This is a genomic window from Parasphingorhabdus sp. (assembly GCF_049667325.1).
Taxonomy (GTDB): Bacteria; Pseudomonadota; Alphaproteobacteria; order Sphingomonadales; family Sphingomonadaceae; genus Parasphingorhabdus.
In genome coordinates this window covers 14673-32278 of record NZ_JBATHY010000055.1, presented here as the reverse complement: position 1 = coordinate 32278, position 17606 = coordinate 14673, and the positions used below count along the sequence as shown (strand labels likewise).

Below are 17606 nucleotides of genomic sequence, written 5' to 3'. Positions count from 1 at the left end.
GTGCCGATGCCGCCGCCGCGCGAGGCGAGCCAGACATTCTCGTTCCAGGTGTTGACGATGCCACCGAGGCTGTCGTCGACGCTGTTGAGATAGCAGCTGATCGGCAGGCCGCGTCCGGTGCCGCCATTGGACAAAACGGGGGTCGCCGGCATGAACCAGAGCTTGGATATCGCGTCATAAAGCCGCTGGGCATGATCCTGGTCATCGGCATAGGCGTCAGCAACGCGGGCGAACAGATCCTGATAGGATTCGCCCGGCAACAGATAGCGGTCGCGGAGCGTTTCCTTGCCAAAGTCGGTCAGCAGATCGTCGCGGCTTTCATCCTGCGTGATCTTGAAACGGCGTTTTTCAACGCTGTGGCTGTCGCGCTCGGCCTTGAGTTCCTTTTCATCATTGGCCTTGGCCGAGGCAGCTTCGGCAGCCGCTTTCTTGCTGACCTCAGGTTCGCTGGCCGGCTTTGTGTTTTTGGCTTTGCTTTTTGGCGTATCCAATACTTCCGCGCCCATTTCACTCTCACTCACATCTGATCCGGACATATTATCACTGTCGCGGTTGTCTCTAAAATCCATCAAAGCCCCCTAAAATCACTCTACTAATTCAACAATCACAGCGACCTACTGGCCGTTCCACGATCGGGATTTTCTACGGGCATTTGTTCCTGTCTTGTTCGACTCGAGCCGAAGCTCTAATCCTAACAGTTATATAGCCCGGGCGGGCATTTATTTTCCTGCCCGAAATCCCGTATATTCTATTGCATTTGGCACAAAGGGAGCCGCCCACCGAGTCGGTGCTAAAGACGTGTAACACTATAAGTTGGTGTGCCCCCTTGGCCTAACCACAACCTATAGTGGCTGAATCGAAATTATATGCAAGGGGGTAAATGACATTTTAACGACTCCGTTCGTCGTATAAATGAATCGCTTCGTCGAACGCCGATTCATGGTGCAGCGCAGCGACGCATGGACTTTCTAGGCCGCGCGCGTAGTGCAAGACCAGATGTCAAAATTTACAAAAAAAACTATCCACAAGTCGTGCACAGGCAGTGGCGACGAAATTGTCGCACCATATATGGTGGATTATGTTTTCGCTCGCGTCTTGCCGAGCAAGAATGCGCGCAGATCGCCAATTGTCTTTCCAGCCACAATGTAGAGACAGGCCGACAGGAATAAACCGGAACCGCCATGTAATCTTAAAGGCTGAATCCAACCGTGATTCATGCTAGGTAGAAACGGGGCATCAGACGCCGAATGCGGCGAAAAAGGAGATGCGCCATGCCCAATCAACTCGCAGTCATATTGTCCGGCGGTGGTGCCAAAGGCGCCTTTCAAGTCGGGGTGCTGGATGAACTGATCACCAATCGCGGGATTCGTGTTGATATTTTTGCCGGTGTGTCCACCGGAGCCATCCAGGCGCTCGGAGGCGCGATGGATGATATGCCCGGTCTGCTCGACCAATGGCTGTCAATCAAGCGGAATAGCGACATATACCGCAAGCGTCCCTTTGGCGTCGCGGGCGCGATCTTTGGCGCAGATTCGCTTTATGACGCGAGCGCGATCAAGGCGAAAATCATCGACTATGCCGACCTCCAGAAGCTGAAAAAATCGAAGCGGAAATTGCGGGTGGGGATCGTCAGCCTCGCGACCGGCAAATATGTCGACGTTGACGAGAAAAATCCGGACATTGGCCAGTGGGTCTATGCTTCCAGCGCCCAACCGCCGTTTTTCCAGCCGCTCAAATCCCGGGACACGGACGGAACGGTTGAACAATGGGTCGATGGCGGCGTGCGCAATATCACCCCGCTGAGTTCAGCCATGAAACTGCGACCCCGTGCCCTGCTGGTCGTGCTGGCGTCTCCCCCTGCTCCCGAACGCGAACCCGGCAAGACCTATGACAATCTGGTCGATATCGGTTTGCGCTCGGTTGGTATCCAGACCAGCGAAGTGGCCGCCAATGATGTCGGCAATGCCATGTTGATCAACGATTTGATAGCTGCGCGCGAAGCCCAATTTCGCAAGCTGATGACGATGGGCCTGACGGTCGCGCAAATTTCCGAAGCGCTGCTACCGCTGGATACCCAGCTCACGCGTTACAGTTTTGCACCCGTGCGGATCATCGCCCCCGATCCCGGATTTGAGGCTGCGGACACGCTGGAATTCAATCCTGTGAAGATCAGGGCCGCAATTGATGCGGGACGCAAGGCGGTGACCGATCAATGGCCGTCGCTGAAGATGTTCCTCGGTGCCTGATTCCTGAAATCTGCAGCCGGCCCAGGGATTTTCTAATCGGTCGCCTCGCCGTCCAGTCGGTCCATCGTGCGTTTCAGGACCGGCCCGAATAACAATATGGCCAGCGATCCGACAAGCGCGATGCCGGCGTTCATGAACCAGAATGCCGTTGCGCCCAACGCTTCGTAGAAACCGGCAATATAGCCCGATCCGATACCCGACCCGAAGGCAGTTAAATAAACACAGGCCATCATCAGGGCATTGACCTTGGCAGGCGCGCGGCGGGACACCAAAGCGAGCATCGTCGGCCATGTCCACATGAAGGCAACGCCAGACAACGTGAATGCAATCAGCGGAAAGATAATCAGGACCTTATCAGATCCGGCCAGCCAAGAACCGAGGGCAAGCGAAGCCATCGATGTCGCCATGACCGCAGCGCCAATTCCGATTTTGCCGAAATCATCCGGTTCTTTTCCGCGACGGGCCAGCGCGGCCCAAAGCGCGATCAGAAACGGCACTACCAAAACCGAAGACAGCGAATCGAGCGATGCGAACCAGGGAACCGGGACAGTGCCGACAATGGAGGAAAGATTCACATGGTCTGCCGTCCAGATCATGCCGACATTGAATATCTGGTCATAGGCCAGAAATTGAAACAGCGCGATGAACAGGATCAAGCTGACGAGCAACAGCATTTGTCGCTCGGACGCCGTCAGCGGATCCGATCCTTCGGCAATCATACCGTTCGGCCTGTCATCTGCAAAATGCGTCATCCCGGCAAAATAGATCACCGCGGCGACGATCATGAAGATTCCCGCCGTTCCGAATCCGACATGCCAGCCATAAATTTGTGCCAACAGGCCGCAGACCACCGGGCCGGCAACCGCGCCGATATTGATACCGGTGGAAAATATCGTGAAGCCTCGCGTACGACGCGCTTCGTCGGCCTTGGGATAGAGATGGCCAACCTGCGCCGCGATATTGCCTTTGAGGCAACCGGAGCCGAGGACGAGCAGGGACAGCGCGACCAGGACCGTGACTTCAAACGCCATGGCAAAATGCCCCAGGGTCATCAGAATAATCCCGGTCATCACGGTTTTTCTTGCACCAAGCCAGCGGTCGGCGATCAGGCCGCCGACCAGCGGGGTCAAATAGACCAAGCCGGCGTAAAGCCCGAATATCTGGCTTGCAAAAGCCTGTGTGGATAATGGCCCAGTAACGGATTCGACGGCGCTGCGGAAGCCGGCCATGCCCGCAACATTTTCGATATGGCCGGGAAGCAGCAACTCTTGCACCATGTACAGGACAAGCAGGGCCCGCATGCCGTAAAAGGAGAATCGTTCCCAAGCTTCGGTGCTGGCGAGGAAAACCAGTCCTTTGGGATGGCCGAAAATACTGTCGCCGGGATCGGTTGCCGGCCTTGCTTGCTGAACGGCGCTATCCGTCACGCGATACGTTTTTCATAATTCCCCCTTTGCGCATGGTTACGCAGCAATGCGAACAGGCACAATAGATTTGCCGTAAAATCGCTCGCGGCATGTCACTGCACACCAAAAACTTGCCCGGACCGTCCATATCGGTCAGAAGAACGGCGGATCGCACATCATCAGTTTTTCGGAGCCAATATGACCGTCACCATCAAGACCGCCGACCTGATCGAAAGCGTTGCCGACGCGCTGCAATTTATCTCTTATTACCATCCGATGGATTATATCCGGGCCCTCGGCAAAGCTTATGATGCGGAGAAATCGCCCGCGGCCAAGGATGCGATCGCGCAGATCCTGACCAATTCGAAAATGTGCGCCGAAGGTCACCGACCGATTTGTCAGGACACCGGTATCGTCAATATATTTGTCAAATGGGGCATGGATTGCCGGCTCGATGACACGTCGCAATCGATGCAGGAGATCGTCGATGAAGGTGTGCGCCGCGCCTATCTCCATCCGGAAAACAAGCTGCGTGCCTCGATCCTCGCCGACCCCGCTTTCACCCGTCGCAATACCAAGGATAATACGCCGAGCGTGCTGCATGTCGAGATGGTTCCCGGTGACAAGGTGTCGGTCGATGTCGCCGCCAAGGGCGGAGGCAGCGAGAATAAATCCAAGTTCAAGATGATGAACCCGAGCGACAATATCGTCGACTGGGTGCTGGAGATGATCCCGTTGATGGGCGCAGGCTGGTGCCCTCCAGGGATGCTTGGGATTGGTATCGGCGGCACCGCAGAACGCGCCGTATTGCTTGCCAAACAATCCCTGATGGATCCCATCGACATGGGACAGTTGAAAGAACGCGGACCGCGCAACGATATCGAGGAATTGCGCATCGAGATTTTTGACAAGGTCAATGCGCTGGGCATTGGCGCGCAGGGCCTTGGCGGGCTCTCCACGATCCTCGACGTCAAGATCAACGACTGGCCGTGCCACGCGGCGGGCAAACCGGTGGCGATGATCCCCAATTGCGCTGCCACCCGACATGCGCATTTTACGCTCGATGGCTCCGGTCCTGCCTATCTCGAGCCACCGAAACTGGACGAATGGCCGGATGTGAACTGGACGCCGTCATCGGAAGCGAAGCGCGTCCATCTCGATCAGCTCGACGCCGCAGAAGTGGCGACGTGGAAACATGGCGACCGCCTGCTGCTGAACGGCAAAATGCTCACCGGCCGCGATGCGGCGCATAAGCGGATCAAGGATATGCTGGACAAGGGCGAACAGTTGCCGGTCGAATTTCGCGGCCGGGTGATCTATTATGTCGGTCCGGTCGATCCGGTGGGCGAGGAAATCGTCGGTCCCGCTGGCCCGACCACCGCGACGCGGATGGACCAGTTTACCGACATGATGCTCGAACAGGGGCTGCTCGCGATGGTCGGCAAGGCCGAGCGCGGACTGGACACCGTGGCCTCGATCGAGAAGCACAAGAGCGCCTATCTGATGGCCGTCGGCGGCAGCGCCTATCTGGTCAGCCGCGCCATCAAAGGCTCCAAGGTCGTCGGATTCAAAGATCTGGGCATGGAAGCGATTTACGAATTTGAAGTGCAGGATATGCCGGTAACCGTGGCGGTCGATGCCGAAGGGCAGAGCGTCCATCATCTCGCGCCATTGGTCTGGCAGGAGAAGATCAGGAAAGAACGGTTGCTGGAAAACAGCTGATATCGCAGGCGGATGTACGAAGCGTACGGCCACAAGAACATCCGGATTTTGTCCGGCCGGCCTACGTTTATCTAACTATTTGCAGTCGGACAGTCCCGGATTGTTCAGGGCGCGACCGGTCGGCGTCTTGCCGCCGGATCGCGCTCAATCCGTAATATGTTAAATGTCTTTTCGCGTCGTGGTCGTCGTCGTTTCTCCAACCGCACCATCCGGAGATATATCGCATGTGCGGGTACGGCGGGTTGCGGACATCAGCCCGATTCCGGCCAATATGATGACTCCTACTCCGATATAGGTCGGAGGAGCGCCCAGCAAGAATGCACCATAAGCGAGGCCGCCGAGAAATACTGCAAAGCCGATCATGTAAAGTGAGAAAGATGACATAGTGGATACTCCTGTTATCCCAAGCAAACGCGCGGTTTGGCCTAAGGTTCCTCTAATGACGAGTTCTTAACAGATCATCCACTCGCATGGCGATAATGCCGGTTACGAGCCGCTGGTGGCAACTTGCATGAATTTGGGTTTGCTGGGCGGACGGGACGCATCCTGATTCATCGGATAATTCCCCGGCGGCAAGGCTGTCAATGGCATTCCGGCGGCGCAAAGATCGTAAGGGGATACACGATGGCGTGTGCACAAACCACCCGCGCCGTCACCAACCAATGGTGTTTCAAACTCGACCCCCAGCATCGCTTCTTTCGCACGGGTCACGGTGCAGATAACCAGCTGGCCCCCGCCAAGATCAAGCACGAGTTGAGTGCCTATCGGGACGCCCAGCATGCCTTCAAATCGTGCACCGGATTTGGACAGGTCGCGCATCACAACCTCATATCTATGATCTTCATGGATCGCCCCGATACGACGGAAAACGGTGCGCCGGTCCGGACGATATAAATCCGGCCCATCGGGCTCGATCCGGAATTCCCCGCTTCCCAGTTTTTCCTCGATCTCTTCCAGTTTTAGCGCCTTGGAGTAGATCCAGCCCTGTATGAAACGCGCTCCTTTGGAACAAACGAGCTTGAATTGGTCAAAGGCCTCCACACCCTCGACGGTGGTTTCCATTCCCAGTGCTTCAGACAGGCTGATGATTGCTGCAATAATCTTGGCGCTGTTCTTGTCCTTTTGGGTACAGGAATCGACGAAGCTCTTGTCGACCTTGATCTTGTCAAACGGAGCCGAGCGAAGATAGCTGAGCGACGAATAGCCAGTGCCGAAGTCGTCCAGCGCCAGTCGCACTCCCAGTTCCTTGAGAATTTTGAAGGTGTTGTCGATGGTTTCGCTGTCCCCCATGAAGACGCTTTCGGTCAGCTCGAGTTCCAGCCGTTCGGGATCGAGACCGCTCGAAGCAAGGGCATTCATCACGATCTGCGGGAACCCGCTATTGGCAAATTGCACGACCGACACATTGACCGCCACCCGGACGGATTTTGGCCAGCTCAAAGCATCTTCACAGGCTCGGCGCAGCGCCCATTCACCCAGTTGGTTTATCAGATTCAATTCTTCCGCAATCGGAATGAACACGGCCGGGCTAACCCCTCCCCGTTCCGGATGAACCCAGCGCATCAGCGCCTCGAACCCGACGATCATGTGGTCATCGGTGCGCACGACCGGCTGATAGTGAAGTTCAACCTGATCATTGGCGAGTGCGTCGCGCAGATCCTCGACCAGCAGGCGCCGTTCTTCTTCCTCGTTTTTCAGATTGGCAGAATAGAAGCGGAATTGCCCGCGTCCAGAATTTTTGGCCGCGTAAAGGGCGAGATCGGAACTGCGGACCAGCTCGTCCTTCTCCACACCATCATAGGGGGCGATTGCGATACCAATGGATGTGCCGATCGTGGCGCGCTTGTCATCGATCGGATAGGGTTGAGAGACCAGCTTGACGATTTTTTCGGCAAGCTCTCCGAGTTTTCCCCGGTCATCCATATCAGGTAGAATGACCTGGAATTCGTCGCCGCCCAAACGGCCGATTTCGCCGCTTTCGCCGATTATCCCGCGCATCCGCTTTGCCACCTGCTTCAGCAATTCATCGCCGGCAGCATGGCCCATCGTATCATTGACCTGTTTAAAACGGTCGAGATCCAGCATCATGATCGCACAGCTGCGGTTGGCGGCTTTAAACGCGCCCAGCATCCCGGTCAGCCGGCTATCCATACGGTGACGATTGGCGAGCCCGGTCAGCGAGTCGAATTCGGCCGCCCGGGAATCTTCCAGTTTGCGCTGATATTCGACGGTTACGTCTTTTGCATTGCCGCGATAGCCCTGAAAATTCCCCGAATCGTCAAATTTGGGATGCCCGGAAATCAGCCACCACGTCGGACGGTCTTCGCGGCCGAGTGTCGCCGGCACCCGGCGAACGACCAGATCGGTGATCTTGCTACGCTTGCTAAGATGATATTTGAACGGCCGGTCGGATTTTTCATCCGGGTTGTCAGGGTCATTTTCAAACAATGTGGTCAATGGAACAGCCAGCAACTCGCTGATCGGCTTGTTCAGACTTTCTGCTGCTTTTTCCGAAAGATATACCAAATGACCGTCAGCATCGGTTGCCCAAAGCCAGCTTATTCCCGCTTGCTCGAAATCATCAAGAATCTCGACACGCCGGGCGTGATCATTCGACGTGATGACCGACACCGATACAGCCTCCGCGCTTCTGGCGGAGTCGTTTGAAAATGCTTGTAAAAAATTTTTGGCCACTCTGAATCCCACAACTCAATGGCCGTACAATCGGCTAAAATGGTTAAATTGATCGTAACAACACGGGCAAGAAGCAAAAAATATCGCCCTATTTTGCGGCCTTCACGATTTTTCCGCGACTGCAAGGAATGTTGCACCGCTTCAGGTCCGCACCCAGGCAGCATTTCGGGGTTCTTGATTTGCGATGGAAATCGGCCCAGTTTTGGCCCGCCAACCCTCATATGAAAGGTGAACCGATGAAACATGAACTGGTTTTGGGCGCAGCGCTGATGAGCGGTCTGCTACTGCCAGCGACCAACGCGGCGGCACGCGACCCATACGCTTCCATGATGGCGGGAGAATCTGCCTTGCAGGGGAAGGAACTCAAGAAGGCAATAGAGAAGGCAGCGGAATATCCGATGGGAAGTGCCGAAAATCCGGTACGCGCCGAGTTTCCTCCCGGGCAACGTGCCTATTTGAACCGTCTGCGTTGCGCCGATGGCAAGCCCCCCGCCTATTCGCGCGCCGGCAATGTCGGCGACGGCCCCTATCGCAATATCATGGATGTTTATGACGTAGATTGTGGCAATGCTGCGCCGGGCAAAGTCTCGATCTATATGGACATGTATCACAAGGGACATGTCGAAGGCGAAACCGTTCCGGGATTTACAGTAACCGAGCGATAGGACGGTTATGAAGTGAAGAATTTGTTTTATTCGTAACATGCCGCCGTCACGTCAGCCCGCATTTGAAAGCGAGTACCTGCCATGATTTTTCAACTTGTCTGGAAGGGACAAAGCAGCTCTGGCCTGCGACAAAAAATCTATTTCTTGCGATCTGCGATCATCTTTTCATAATATATCTGCACATCATATTCATCATCACCATCATAACGCGGAGCATATTTGGCGTAGGCCTCGCCAATTTCCGCCTGACGCTCGGAAATCCGCACAACATTATAGGCATGACCGACCAGATAATATTCACCCGCCTGCATCTGCTTGAAAATAACTGCGGCAAACTCATCCGCGGCCATGCCCATATCGCGCGTCATCGGTGTGGCGACCCAGCCCGGGATGATCACGCCAGTCTCTATATTCAAATGCTTCTCGCGCCGGAACACATCCATAAGTGCAAGCACAGCATGTTTGCTCGGCACATAAGCGCCGCCGCTTCCTGCCGGGAGCGCGTTGAACAAGGCGTTTTCAGACGCCGTAGAATAAATGGCTGAAGGCAACCCGTCTTCCCGAAACCGGCGACCAAAGGTCGCGATCCCGTTCCACACGCCGAAAAAATTGACGTCAAACAACGCCCGGGCTTCGTCAAGGTCGGTATCCAACAAGCCGCCGCGCGGTCCACTGACCCCGGCGTTGTTAACAATGATGTCGCCGCGCCCATTCTCCGACCAGGCAAAATCCGCCAGCGCCTCGACCTGATCCGGATCGCTGACGTCGCCGACAAGATATTTCGCGTCTATCCCTTCTTCGGATAGGACGGCAACTGCCTGCTGCAGACAATTTTCGCGCGGTTCGAACAGGATGATCCTTGCGCCTGCCCTGCCCATCTGTCCGGCCAATGCCAGGCCGATGCCGGTTGCGCCGCCGGTGATCACCGCTGTCTTGCCTGCAAAATCCATTCAACTTTCCTTCGATCCGGATTGGAGGATTATTTTTTGACCAAATGACAATGGCGACAAATGGGCTTATATTGAAGCCATGTATATATTCATCATTTTCCTTTGCGGCGTCGCAAACTTCGCGATGCACAAGGCCATGCTCGAGAGCAACCATCCGATCATTGCTGAAGCGCGCGGCAGCTTCCGGAAGATTCTTGGCCCCTATGGCAGCTATATGCTGGAATTTTTCATGCTCGTCTCGGCCATGATTTTCGCCAATATGGGCATGCTCACTGCGGTGATCTTCTATTTCATCTATACGCTCGCCAACTGCGCGGCGGCCTGGGTACTTTTTTTCAACAAACATTAAGATTGAATGGCTTAACGCTCGAAACGAGCAATGCTGTTCATCCGACTACGCATGTAGTTTATCGAAAGCCGGTATCGGTTGCAACCAATTGGACATAGCAGCGGCCATTCCAGAACGAATGACTTGGGGGAAATTTCTTGAACCAAAACACGCTGATCTTATCCGGCATTGCCATGGCTGCGATGTCGGCATCAAATTTGTTCCCCCCTGCAGTTCATGCCCAGACTGCGGCAACATCATCCTTGCAACCGCGTACAGAAAACGGACGACAGATTTATGACGCCGGACAATTTGCCCGTTTCAACCCCCGTACCGCACTCGACATTGTCCGTCAGGTACCCGGATTCACAATCGACACCGGTGACAGCGACGAACGCGGCCTGGGTCAGGCCGACGAAAATGTCCTGATAAACGGCGCGCGTATCTCCGGCAAAAATACTGACGCCTTCACTTTCCTCGGCCGGATTTCAGCGGCCAATGTTGTGCGTGTCGAAATTGTCGACGGGGCGACGCTCAGCATCTCCGGCCTTTCCGGACAGGTGCTCAACCTCGTAACCGATGTCGACAACGCAACCGGTCTGAGCGGCAATTTCAAATGGGACCCGCGATGGCGCCGGTCGGGTAACAACTGGTTTAATGGCGAAGCCTCGATCAGCGGCAAGCTGGGCAAGGGCGATTTCACAATTTCGATCGAAAATGATGCCGCGCGCAATGGCGTCGAAGGCCCCGAACAGGTCACCGACCGCTTTGGCAACCTGCTGTTCGAACGCGACGAGGTCGCCCGCTATCGGCAGGACAGCCCGAAACTGAGCGGTACTTTCAGCCGCACCAGTGAAAGCGGATCGGTATTCAACGCAAACGGCAGCTATCAGATTTCCCGCCGCCGGGAATCGGTTGCTACCGATCGCACCCAGGCTGGTCAGCCCGACATTTTCGAACTCTATAATAGCCGCGAGAATGAATGGAATGCGGAATTCAGTACGGATTATGAATTTGCTCTGGGCAGCGGGCGGCTGAAACTCATCGGTTTGCAGCGCTTCGAACATAGCCCGGTCAGCGATTTTTTCGGACAGACTTTTACCGACGGAATCACGCCTGCCAGAGGCAGCCGGTTTGACCGGGTGACCGATGAGGGCGAGTCGATTTTGCGCGCCGAATATGGCTGGAAAACCGGAGGTGGTACAGACTGGGGTTTCAGTGTCGAGGGTGCCTATAATTTTCTCGACAATGAAGCCGCTTTGGCGGTGCTCGATCCCCAAGGCAACTTCCAACCTGTCGCCTTGACCAATGCCGATAGCAAAGTCACCGAATATCGCGGCGAATTCATCGGGTCTTACGGACGCCCTCTGTCGGACAATCTAAGTCTTCAGGCGACCCTGGGCGGCGAATATAGCAAGATCAGCCAGAGCGGTGCGGCTGGACAGAGCCGGTCCTTCGTTCGCCCGAAGGGATCGGTTTCACTAGCATGGAGACCGAAGTCGGATCTGGATGTCAGTTTGAAAGTAGAGCGGTTGGTCGGCCAGCTCAATTTCTTTGATTTTGTCCAATCCGTCGATGTATCCCAGAACAACGGAAATGCAGGAAATCCCGAACTGGTGCCGCCGCAAAGCTGGCGAGCGGAACTGGAAGCGACGCAGAAGCTGGGGCCATGGGGATCAATGACCGTCAATATATACGGGCAAAAATTCAGCGACATAGTCGATTCCATCCCGATAACAGCCACCACCGAGGCACGCGGCAATCTTGACAGCGCCAACAGCTATGGCGTGGAACTGGTGACCAGCATCCTGTTCGATCCGATCGGCTGGAGGGGTGCCAAGCTTGATCTTGAAGGCGAGGTCCGGAAAAGTGCGTTGCATGATCCTTTGACAGGGATTTCCCGGCGGATCAGCGACGACAAGATATTCACCTACGAAGCCACTCTACGCCACGACATTCCCGGCAGTAATTGGGCATGGGGTGCCGGTGTCGAAGATTTCCGCTATTCGGATTTTCTGCGTCTCGACCAGATCAACCGCTTCCGCACCGGTGCACCCTATAGCTGGATATTTGTAGAGCATAAGGATGTTTTCGGGCTAACGGTGCAGGCCAATCTGGGAAATCTGCTCGGGCGTAGCGAGAATTTTACCCGCACCGTATACGCAAACCGCCGCGACGGACCGATCGCCTTTGTCGAGGACCGCAGCCGCGAATTCGGTTTGATTTACCGGTTGACCGTCAGCGGCAGTTTCTGACGCACCATGCAGTCGGGCAATTTAGCCAGATAGACTTTCTTCGCAGGCATCCCTACATCCGAGGCCATGCCACCTGATTATGCTACCGAGGGTCAGATTGACCCGCCGATGATTCCCACGCTCAAGCGTTTCCTGCCCTATCTCTGGCCAGAGGGCGAACCCGGGTTACGTCTCCGGATCATTGTCGCCGGATTACTAGTGCTGTGTGCGAAGGCCGCGGTACTCACGATGCCGTTCCTGTACAAGGCGGTTATCGACGGCATGGCCGACGATGATCTCGGCACCGAACTGACCGTGTTGCTCGCTCTGGTTGCCGCTTATGGTCTGGCGCGGTTCGGGCAGGTGATGTTCGACAATCTGCGGAATATCGTATTTGAAAAGGTCGGTCAGCAGGCAGCCCGTCGCCTTGCAACCAAAGTTTTTACCCATCTCCACAGCCTGTCGCTGCGCTTTCATCTGGGCCGCCGCACCGGCGAAGTCACCAAGGTCATCGAACGCGGGACCAAGAGCATCGATGTGATGCTCTATTTTCTGCTGTTCAACATCGCCCCGACATTTGTCGAACTCGCGGCGGTGCTTGTTATTTTCCAGATCAAATTCGGTTTCGGGCTCGTCGCTGCAACGATGGCGATGGTCGCCATTTATATCACCTTCACCCGCAAGGTGACCGACTGGCGCAATGCGCTGCGGGCGAGGATGAACGACATGGACACGCGGGTGATCGGCCGGTCGGTCGATGCCCTGCTCAACTACGAGACGGTCAAATATTTCACCGCCGAACGCCGCGAAGGCGAGCGCTATGACAAGGCGATGCGGGATTGGGCCAGTGCCGCGGTCAAATCGGAAAACTCGCTCGGTCTGCTCAATATCGGCCAGTCGATCATCACCAATCTGACCATGATCGGCGCGATGGCATTCAGCGTTTACGGTTGGCAACAGGGCAACCTGACGGTCGGCGATCTGGTGCTGGTCAACGCGCTGCTGATGCAGCTGTTCCGGCCGCTGGATATGCTGGGCACCGTCTATCGCACCTTGCGGCAGGGTCTGGTCGACATGGACGCGATGTTCAAGCTGATCGATACCAAGCAGGAAATTGTAGACAAGCCGGGAGCGAAGCCGCTGCAGGTCTCCGATGGAGCGGTTCGGTTTGAAAATGTCGTGTTCAACTATGATGATGATCGACAGATCCTGCATGGCCTCGACTTTGAAGTGCCGCCAGACCGGACACTGGCCATTGTCGGGCCATCCGGTGCCGGCAAGTCGACGATCGCGCGGCTGTTGTTCCGGTTCTATGATCCGCAAGCCGGACGGATCTTGATCGACGGTCAGGATATCGCCGAAGTCACCCAGCACAGCCTGCGCGGCGCGATCGGCATTGTGCCGCAGGACAGCGTGCTGTTCAACGACAGCATCGGCTATAATATCGGCTATGGCCGCGAAGGCGCGACCCGGGCGGAGATCGAGGAAGCCGCGCGCGGGGCGGCGCTCGATAGCTTTATCGCCAAATTGCCCGGCGGCTATGACACACAGGTCGGCGAGCGCGGGTTGAAATTGTCCGGCGGCGAGAAACAACGCGTCGCGATTGCCCGCACGTTGCTCAAAAATCCGCCGATCCTTATTCTCGACGAAGCCACGTCGGCGCTCGACAGTCGCACCGAGGATGAAATCCAGGCGACCCTCGCAAAAATTTCCGAACGCCGAACCACTCTGATCATCGCACACCGGCTCTCGACAATCACCCACGCCGACGAGATCATCGTCCTCAACGAAGGTCGTATCGCAGAACGCGGCAGCCACCGGCAATTATTGGTCAAGCGCGGACTCTATGCGGATATGTGGAAGCGGCAGGCGGAAGACCAGCGGGAGACGGCGTAACAGGCGACGCCCCTGCAGAGGGATCACCGGTCACCATTGCTGCAACCATATCCGCCGCCATCACGGATTACAATTTCGGTCAAAATCGCTTTTGCGGTTTCGCATAGTGCTGTCTCTGGCTAGGGAGTTGAGAATGACCGCTGCCCTCCTTCCCCTGCTCAAATCGACCTTCGGCTTTAACAGCTTTCGCGGCATGCAGGAACAGGTGCTGACGCGCGTGCTGGCGAAACAGAATACGCTCGCCGTGATGCCCACCGGGTCCGGCAAGTCGCTCTGCTATCAGCTGCCCGCCATCGCCAACCCCGGCACGACCATCGTGATATCACCGCTGATCGCGCTAATGCACGATCAACTCCGCAGCGCCGAAGCCGTCGGGATCAGGGCGGCCACCCTCACCTCCGCCGATGATAACCGGGCGGAGACGATAGCCCGTCTGAAGGCCGGTGAGCTTGATCTGCTCTACGCCGCGCCGGAACGCGCGTCACAGTCCCATTTTCGCGAGCTGCTGGAGCAGACCGATATATCGCTCTTTGCCATTGATGAAGCGCATTGCGTTTCCGAATGGGGCCATGACTTCCGGCCGGACTACCGGCTGCTCCGCCCTCTGCTCGACCATTTTGGTTCCGTGCCGCGGCTCGCACTGACCGCAACCGCCGACGCGCATACCCGGGACGATATATTGGTGCAGCTGGGCATAGAACCCGACGGCATGATCCTCGCAGGTTTTGACCGCCCCAATATCCGCTACAGCATGAGCCCGCGCAGCGGCTTGGCGCGGCAGGTCGGGGATCTGGTCGATCGCATAGCGGGACCGGGTATAATCTATGCGCAAACCCGCGCGGCAACCGAAAAAATGGCCAGCCAGATCGCCAGCACCGGACGCAGCGCTCGCGCCTATCATGCCGGCCTGCCACCGGAAGTTCGCCAGCAGAACCAGCATGATTTTGTCGCCTCCGAAGATATGGTGATGGTTGCGACCATCGCTTTCGGCATGGGCATCGACAAACCGGATGTGCGCTTTGTCGCCCACGCCGGACTGCCCAAATCGATCGAAGCCTATTATCAGGAAACCGGCCGCGCCGGCCGTGACGGAGATCCGGCCGAGGCCCACATGTTCTGGGGTGCGGAAGATTTCGCCAAGGCGCGGCAGCGGCTAGGGGAAATTGACGAGACCCGGCTCGAGAGCGAGCGGACAAGGCTCGCCGCACTGGGCGGTCTGGTCGAAACCCCGGGATGCCGCCGCGCGATACTGCTCCGCCATTTTGGCGAAAGTCCGCCAGATCAATGCGGCAATTGCGATAATTGCCTGAACGCCCCGGTGACCCGCAATGTCACCGAGCTGGCGCGCAAATTCCTGTCCGCCGTCTATCGCACCGGACAGAGTTTCGGCGTCACCCATCTCGAGGCCGTGCTTACCGGGCGGCAGGATGAAAAAATCATCGCGCGCGGCCATGACCAGCTTTCGGTGTTCGATATTGTCGGTGCAGAGGAAGCGCTGCTGATCAAGCCGGTTTCGCGCTCGCTATTGCTCCGCGATGCGCTGCGCAACACCGATCATGGCGGTTTGATGTTCGGCCCCGAGGCGCGAAAGATTCTCAAGGGCGAGCAGGAAATCGCGATTGTCGAGCCGCCCAAACGCGTATCGCGCAAACGGCGCGGCGGCAATGCTTCTCCCAACCCGTTCGGCGACCCCCTGTTCGAGGCGCTGCGAAAGAAACGCATGGAGCTGGCCAAGGAACTGGGCGTCCCGCCTTATGTGATCTTCCACGACAGCGTGCTGCGTGATATGACCGGCCTGAAACCGGACAGCCTGTCGGCGCTGAGCGAACTGCCTGGCGTCGGCGCGGCGAAACTGGAGAAACATGGCGACGCCTTTCTGGCCGTGATTCGCGATGTGACCGAGGCGCAACAGGAAAGTGTATGAACTATCTATCCGCAATATTACCGATTGCCTTGATCGGCTGTAGCGCCGCTACCGCAACCGATACACCCGTTCCGATAGAGGAGACCAATAGCATGTTCCGTAAAATCAATGACAGCCTCAGCGTATCCCCCCAAATCACTCTCGACGATATCACCGCAGCCAAGGCCGAAGGCGTCACCCTGATCATCAACAATCGCCCCGACGGCGAAGATCCATCGGCGCCGCAAAGCGCGGATATTGAAGCGGCGGCGCGGGAATCCGGCATGAAATATATTGCGATTCCGATAACCCACAGCGGCTTTTCAGGGCCACAGGTCGATGCGATGATCGCGGCACTTGCCGATGGCGACAAGACACTGGCTTACTGCCGGTCCGGCACACGCTCGACGCTGCTGTGGTCGCTGGCGCAGGCCAAGCAGGGTGTTGCACCGGACGAAATCGCCCGGCTGGCTGGCAATGCGGGCTACGATATAACTCCCGTGCGCGCGATGGTCGATGCGCTGGCTGCCGGAGAGTAATCGCGGCAACTGGACAGCCACTAACATTCGTGTAAGTACACGCGATTATGGAAAGTCTCCCATCCCCGACCGATTGGGCGGTCCCGTTTTTTGTCATCACCGTCGCTCTGGAGTGGCTGTGGAGCCGCAAGAATAGGAAGATCCGCTACGAAACCAAGGATGCGATCACCTCGCTGGCGCTGGGCACAGGCAGCGTCGTTGCAGGGATTCTGACCGGCGGAATCGTTTTTGCGCTCAGCCTTTGGGTCTATCAATATCGGGTTTTCGATATCCCGATCGAATGGCCAAGCGCGCTATGGCTCGTCCCTCTGGCTTTCATCCTCGATGACCTTGCCTATTACTGGTTCCACCGCACCGCGCACCGGGTCCGCTGGTTCTGGGCGGCGCATGTCATCCATCACAGCAGCCAGCATTATAACCTTACCACGGCGCTGCGCCAGACCTGGACCGGCTTTTTCGCCCTCAGCTTCCTGTTCCGGCTGCCGCTATTTCTTATCGGTTTTCCGCCAGCGCTGATCTTCTTCCTCGCGGGGCTGAATCTGGTTTATCAATATTGGATCCACACCGAGGCGATCGACCGGATGCCGCCCTGGTTCGAAGCGGTGATGAACACGCCTTCGCACCACCGCGTCCATCATGCGACCAATCCGCGTTATCTGGACCGCAACTATGCCGGCGTGTTCATCATCTGGGACAAGATGTTCGGCACCTATGAACCGGAAACCGACGCCGAAGAAATTCACTATGGGATTATCAAAAATCTGAACAGTTTCAACCTGTTGTGGGCGGCCTTTCACGAATGGATCGGGATAGCCAAAGACCTGTGGACCGCGCCATGGCGGCATAAGTGGAACTATCTCGTCAAGCCACCCGGCTGGAGCCATGATGGCAGCCGGGAAAGCAGCGAGATGATCAAGCGGCGATGGCGCCAGAATCTTAAAAGCTAGGTTTTTCAATCGCTACGAATTTGTCGCTATCCTTTGCCTGAAAAAGAGCGCAAGCGCGCGTTAGAGGGTTGAGGGC

14 protein-coding genes are annotated in these 17606 nt (G+C 56.6%); 9 read left to right on the top strand and 5 right to left on the bottom strand.

What is annotated here, in order from left to right; translation table 11 throughout:
* Positions 1–569: ribonucleotide reductase N-terminal alpha domain-containing protein (locus WBM93_RS03065; RefSeq protein ID WP_424428036.1), on the bottom strand; the 569-nt coding region annotated here is incomplete at its 3' end.
* A gap of 702 nt (positions 570–1271) precedes the next feature.
* On the opposite strand from WBM93_RS03065, the gene WBM93_RS03060 reads away from it, so the two are divergent.
* Entirely contained in the window at positions 1272–2246 is a 975-nt protein-coding gene (locus tag WBM93_RS03060; RefSeq protein WP_424428034.1) for a patatin-like phospholipase family protein, read from the top strand.
* Between the two features lie 32 nt (positions 2247–2278).
* Here the strand turns inward: WBM93_RS03060 and WBM93_RS03055 are convergent, their stop codons facing one another.
* Positions 2279–3673: a peptide MFS transporter gene (locus tag WBM93_RS03055; protein WP_424428032.1), complete on the bottom strand. Its 1395-nt coding sequence runs from the start codon at positions 3671–3673 to the stop codon at positions 2279–2281.
* A 177-nt stretch (positions 3674–3850) separates the two neighbouring features.
* On the opposite strand from WBM93_RS03055, the gene WBM93_RS03050 reads away from it, so the two are divergent.
* Positions 3851–5374 carry a fumarate hydratase gene (locus WBM93_RS03050; RefSeq protein WP_424428030.1) on the top strand — a complete coding sequence of 508 codons (1524 nt, stop codon included), beginning with the start codon at positions 3851–3853 and terminating at the stop codon, positions 5372–5374.
* A 159-nt stretch (positions 5375–5533) separates the two neighbouring features.
* On the opposite strand, the gene WBM93_RS03045 is transcribed toward WBM93_RS03050, so the two are convergent.
* The gene (locus WBM93_RS03045; RefSeq protein ID WP_424428028.1) at positions 5534–5758 is read right to left on the bottom strand and encodes a hypothetical protein; all 225 of its coding nucleotides are present in this window, start codon (positions 5756–5758) and stop codon (positions 5534–5536) included.
* Positions 5759–5860: 102 nt separating this feature from the next.
* Positions 5861–8005 carry a putative bifunctional diguanylate cyclase/phosphodiesterase gene (locus WBM93_RS03040; protein ID WP_424428026.1) on the bottom strand — a complete coding sequence of 715 codons (2145 nt, stop codon included), beginning with the start codon at positions 8003–8005 and terminating at the stop codon, positions 5861–5863.
* 299 nt (positions 8006–8304) lie between these two features.
* Between WBM93_RS03040 and WBM93_RS03035 the strand changes: the two genes are divergently transcribed.
* A complete protein-coding gene (locus tag WBM93_RS03035; RefSeq protein WP_424428024.1) occupies positions 8305–8733 on the top strand; it encodes a hypothetical protein in 429 nt (142 codons plus the stop codon).
* A gap of 137 nt (positions 8734–8870) precedes the next feature.
* Here the strand turns inward: WBM93_RS03035 and WBM93_RS03030 are convergent, their stop codons facing one another.
* The gene (locus WBM93_RS03030; RefSeq protein WP_424428022.1) at positions 8871–9683 is read right to left on the bottom strand and encodes an SDR family NAD(P)-dependent oxidoreductase; all 813 of its coding nucleotides are present in this window, start codon (positions 9681–9683) and stop codon (positions 8871–8873) included.
* A gap of 79 nt (positions 9684–9762) precedes the next feature.
* Here WBM93_RS03030 and WBM93_RS03025 point away from each other — a divergent pair, with 79 nt between their 5' ends.
* The 6 genes from WBM93_RS03025 (at position 9763) to WBM93_RS03000 (ending at position 17530) form a co-directional block, all read left to right on the top strand.
* Positions 9763–10032 carry a hypothetical protein gene (locus tag WBM93_RS03025; RefSeq protein ID WP_335652080.1) on the top strand — a complete coding sequence of 90 codons (270 nt, stop codon included), beginning with the start codon at positions 9763–9765 and terminating at the stop codon, positions 10030–10032.
* A gap of 137 nt (positions 10033–10169) precedes the next feature.
* On the top strand, positions 10170–12266 hold the full coding sequence (locus tag WBM93_RS03020) for a TonB-dependent receptor plug domain-containing protein (RefSeq protein WP_424428019.1): 2097 nt from the start codon (positions 10170–10172) through the stop codon (positions 12264–12266).
* A gap of 66 nt (positions 12267–12332) precedes the next feature.
* Positions 12333–14141: an ABCB family ABC transporter ATP-binding protein/permease gene (locus WBM93_RS03015; RefSeq protein ID WP_424428017.1), complete on the top strand. Its 1809-nt coding sequence runs from the start codon at positions 12333–12335 to the stop codon at positions 14139–14141.
* A 133-nt stretch (positions 14142–14274) separates the two neighbouring features.
* Positions 14275–16065, top strand: a complete 1791-nt coding sequence (gene recQ / locus WBM93_RS03010) for a DNA helicase RecQ (RefSeq protein ID WP_424428016.1) — start codon at positions 14275–14277, stop codon at positions 16063–16065.
* A 92-nt stretch (positions 16066–16157) separates the two neighbouring features.
* Positions 16158–16583 carry a TIGR01244 family sulfur transferase gene (locus WBM93_RS03005; protein ID WP_424428038.1) on the top strand — a complete coding sequence of 142 codons (426 nt, stop codon included), beginning with the start codon at positions 16158–16160 and terminating at the stop codon, positions 16581–16583.
* Between the two features lie 47 nt (positions 16584–16630).
* Complete coding sequence (locus WBM93_RS03000; RefSeq protein ID WP_424428014.1) at positions 16631–17530, top strand: sterol desaturase family protein; 900 nt, start codon at positions 16631–16633, stop codon at positions 17528–17530.
* Positions 17531–17606: the final 76 nt, after the last annotated feature.

Coding starts and splice junctions, on each gene's coding strand:
- WBM93_RS03060 (WP_424428034.1), top strand. CDS start 1,272: ATGCCCAATCAACTCGCAGTCATATTGTCCGGCGGTGGTGCCAAAGGC.
- WBM93_RS03050 (WP_424428030.1), top strand. CDS start 3,851: ATGACCGTCACCATCAAGACCGCCGACCTGATCGAAAGCGTTGCCGAC.
- WBM93_RS03045 (WP_424428028.1), bottom strand. CDS start 5,758: ATGTCATCTTTCTCACTTTACATGATCGGCTTTGCAGTATTTCTCGGC.
- WBM93_RS03035 (WP_424428024.1), top strand. CDS start 8,305: ATGAAACATGAACTGGTTTTGGGCGCAGCGCTGATGAGCGGTCTGCTA.
- WBM93_RS03030 (WP_424428022.1), bottom strand. CDS start 9,683: ATGGATTTTGCAGGCAAGACAGCGGTGATCACCGGCGGCGCAACCGGC.
- WBM93_RS03025 (WP_335652080.1), top strand. CDS start 9,763: ATGTATATATTCATCATTTTCCTTTGCGGCGTCGCAAACTTCGCGATG.
- WBM93_RS03015 (WP_424428017.1), top strand. CDS start 12,333: ATGCCACCTGATTATGCTACCGAGGGTCAGATTGACCCGCCGATGATT.
- recQ (WP_424428016.1), top strand. CDS start 14,275: ATGACCGCTGCCCTCCTTCCCCTGCTCAAATCGACCTTCGGCTTTAAC.
- WBM93_RS03005 (WP_424428038.1), top strand. CDS start 16,158: ATGTTCCGTAAAATCAATGACAGCCTCAGCGTATCCCCCCAAATCACT.
- WBM93_RS03000 (WP_424428014.1), top strand. CDS start 16,631: ATGGAAAGTCTCCCATCCCCGACCGATTGGGCGGTCCCGTTTTTTGTC.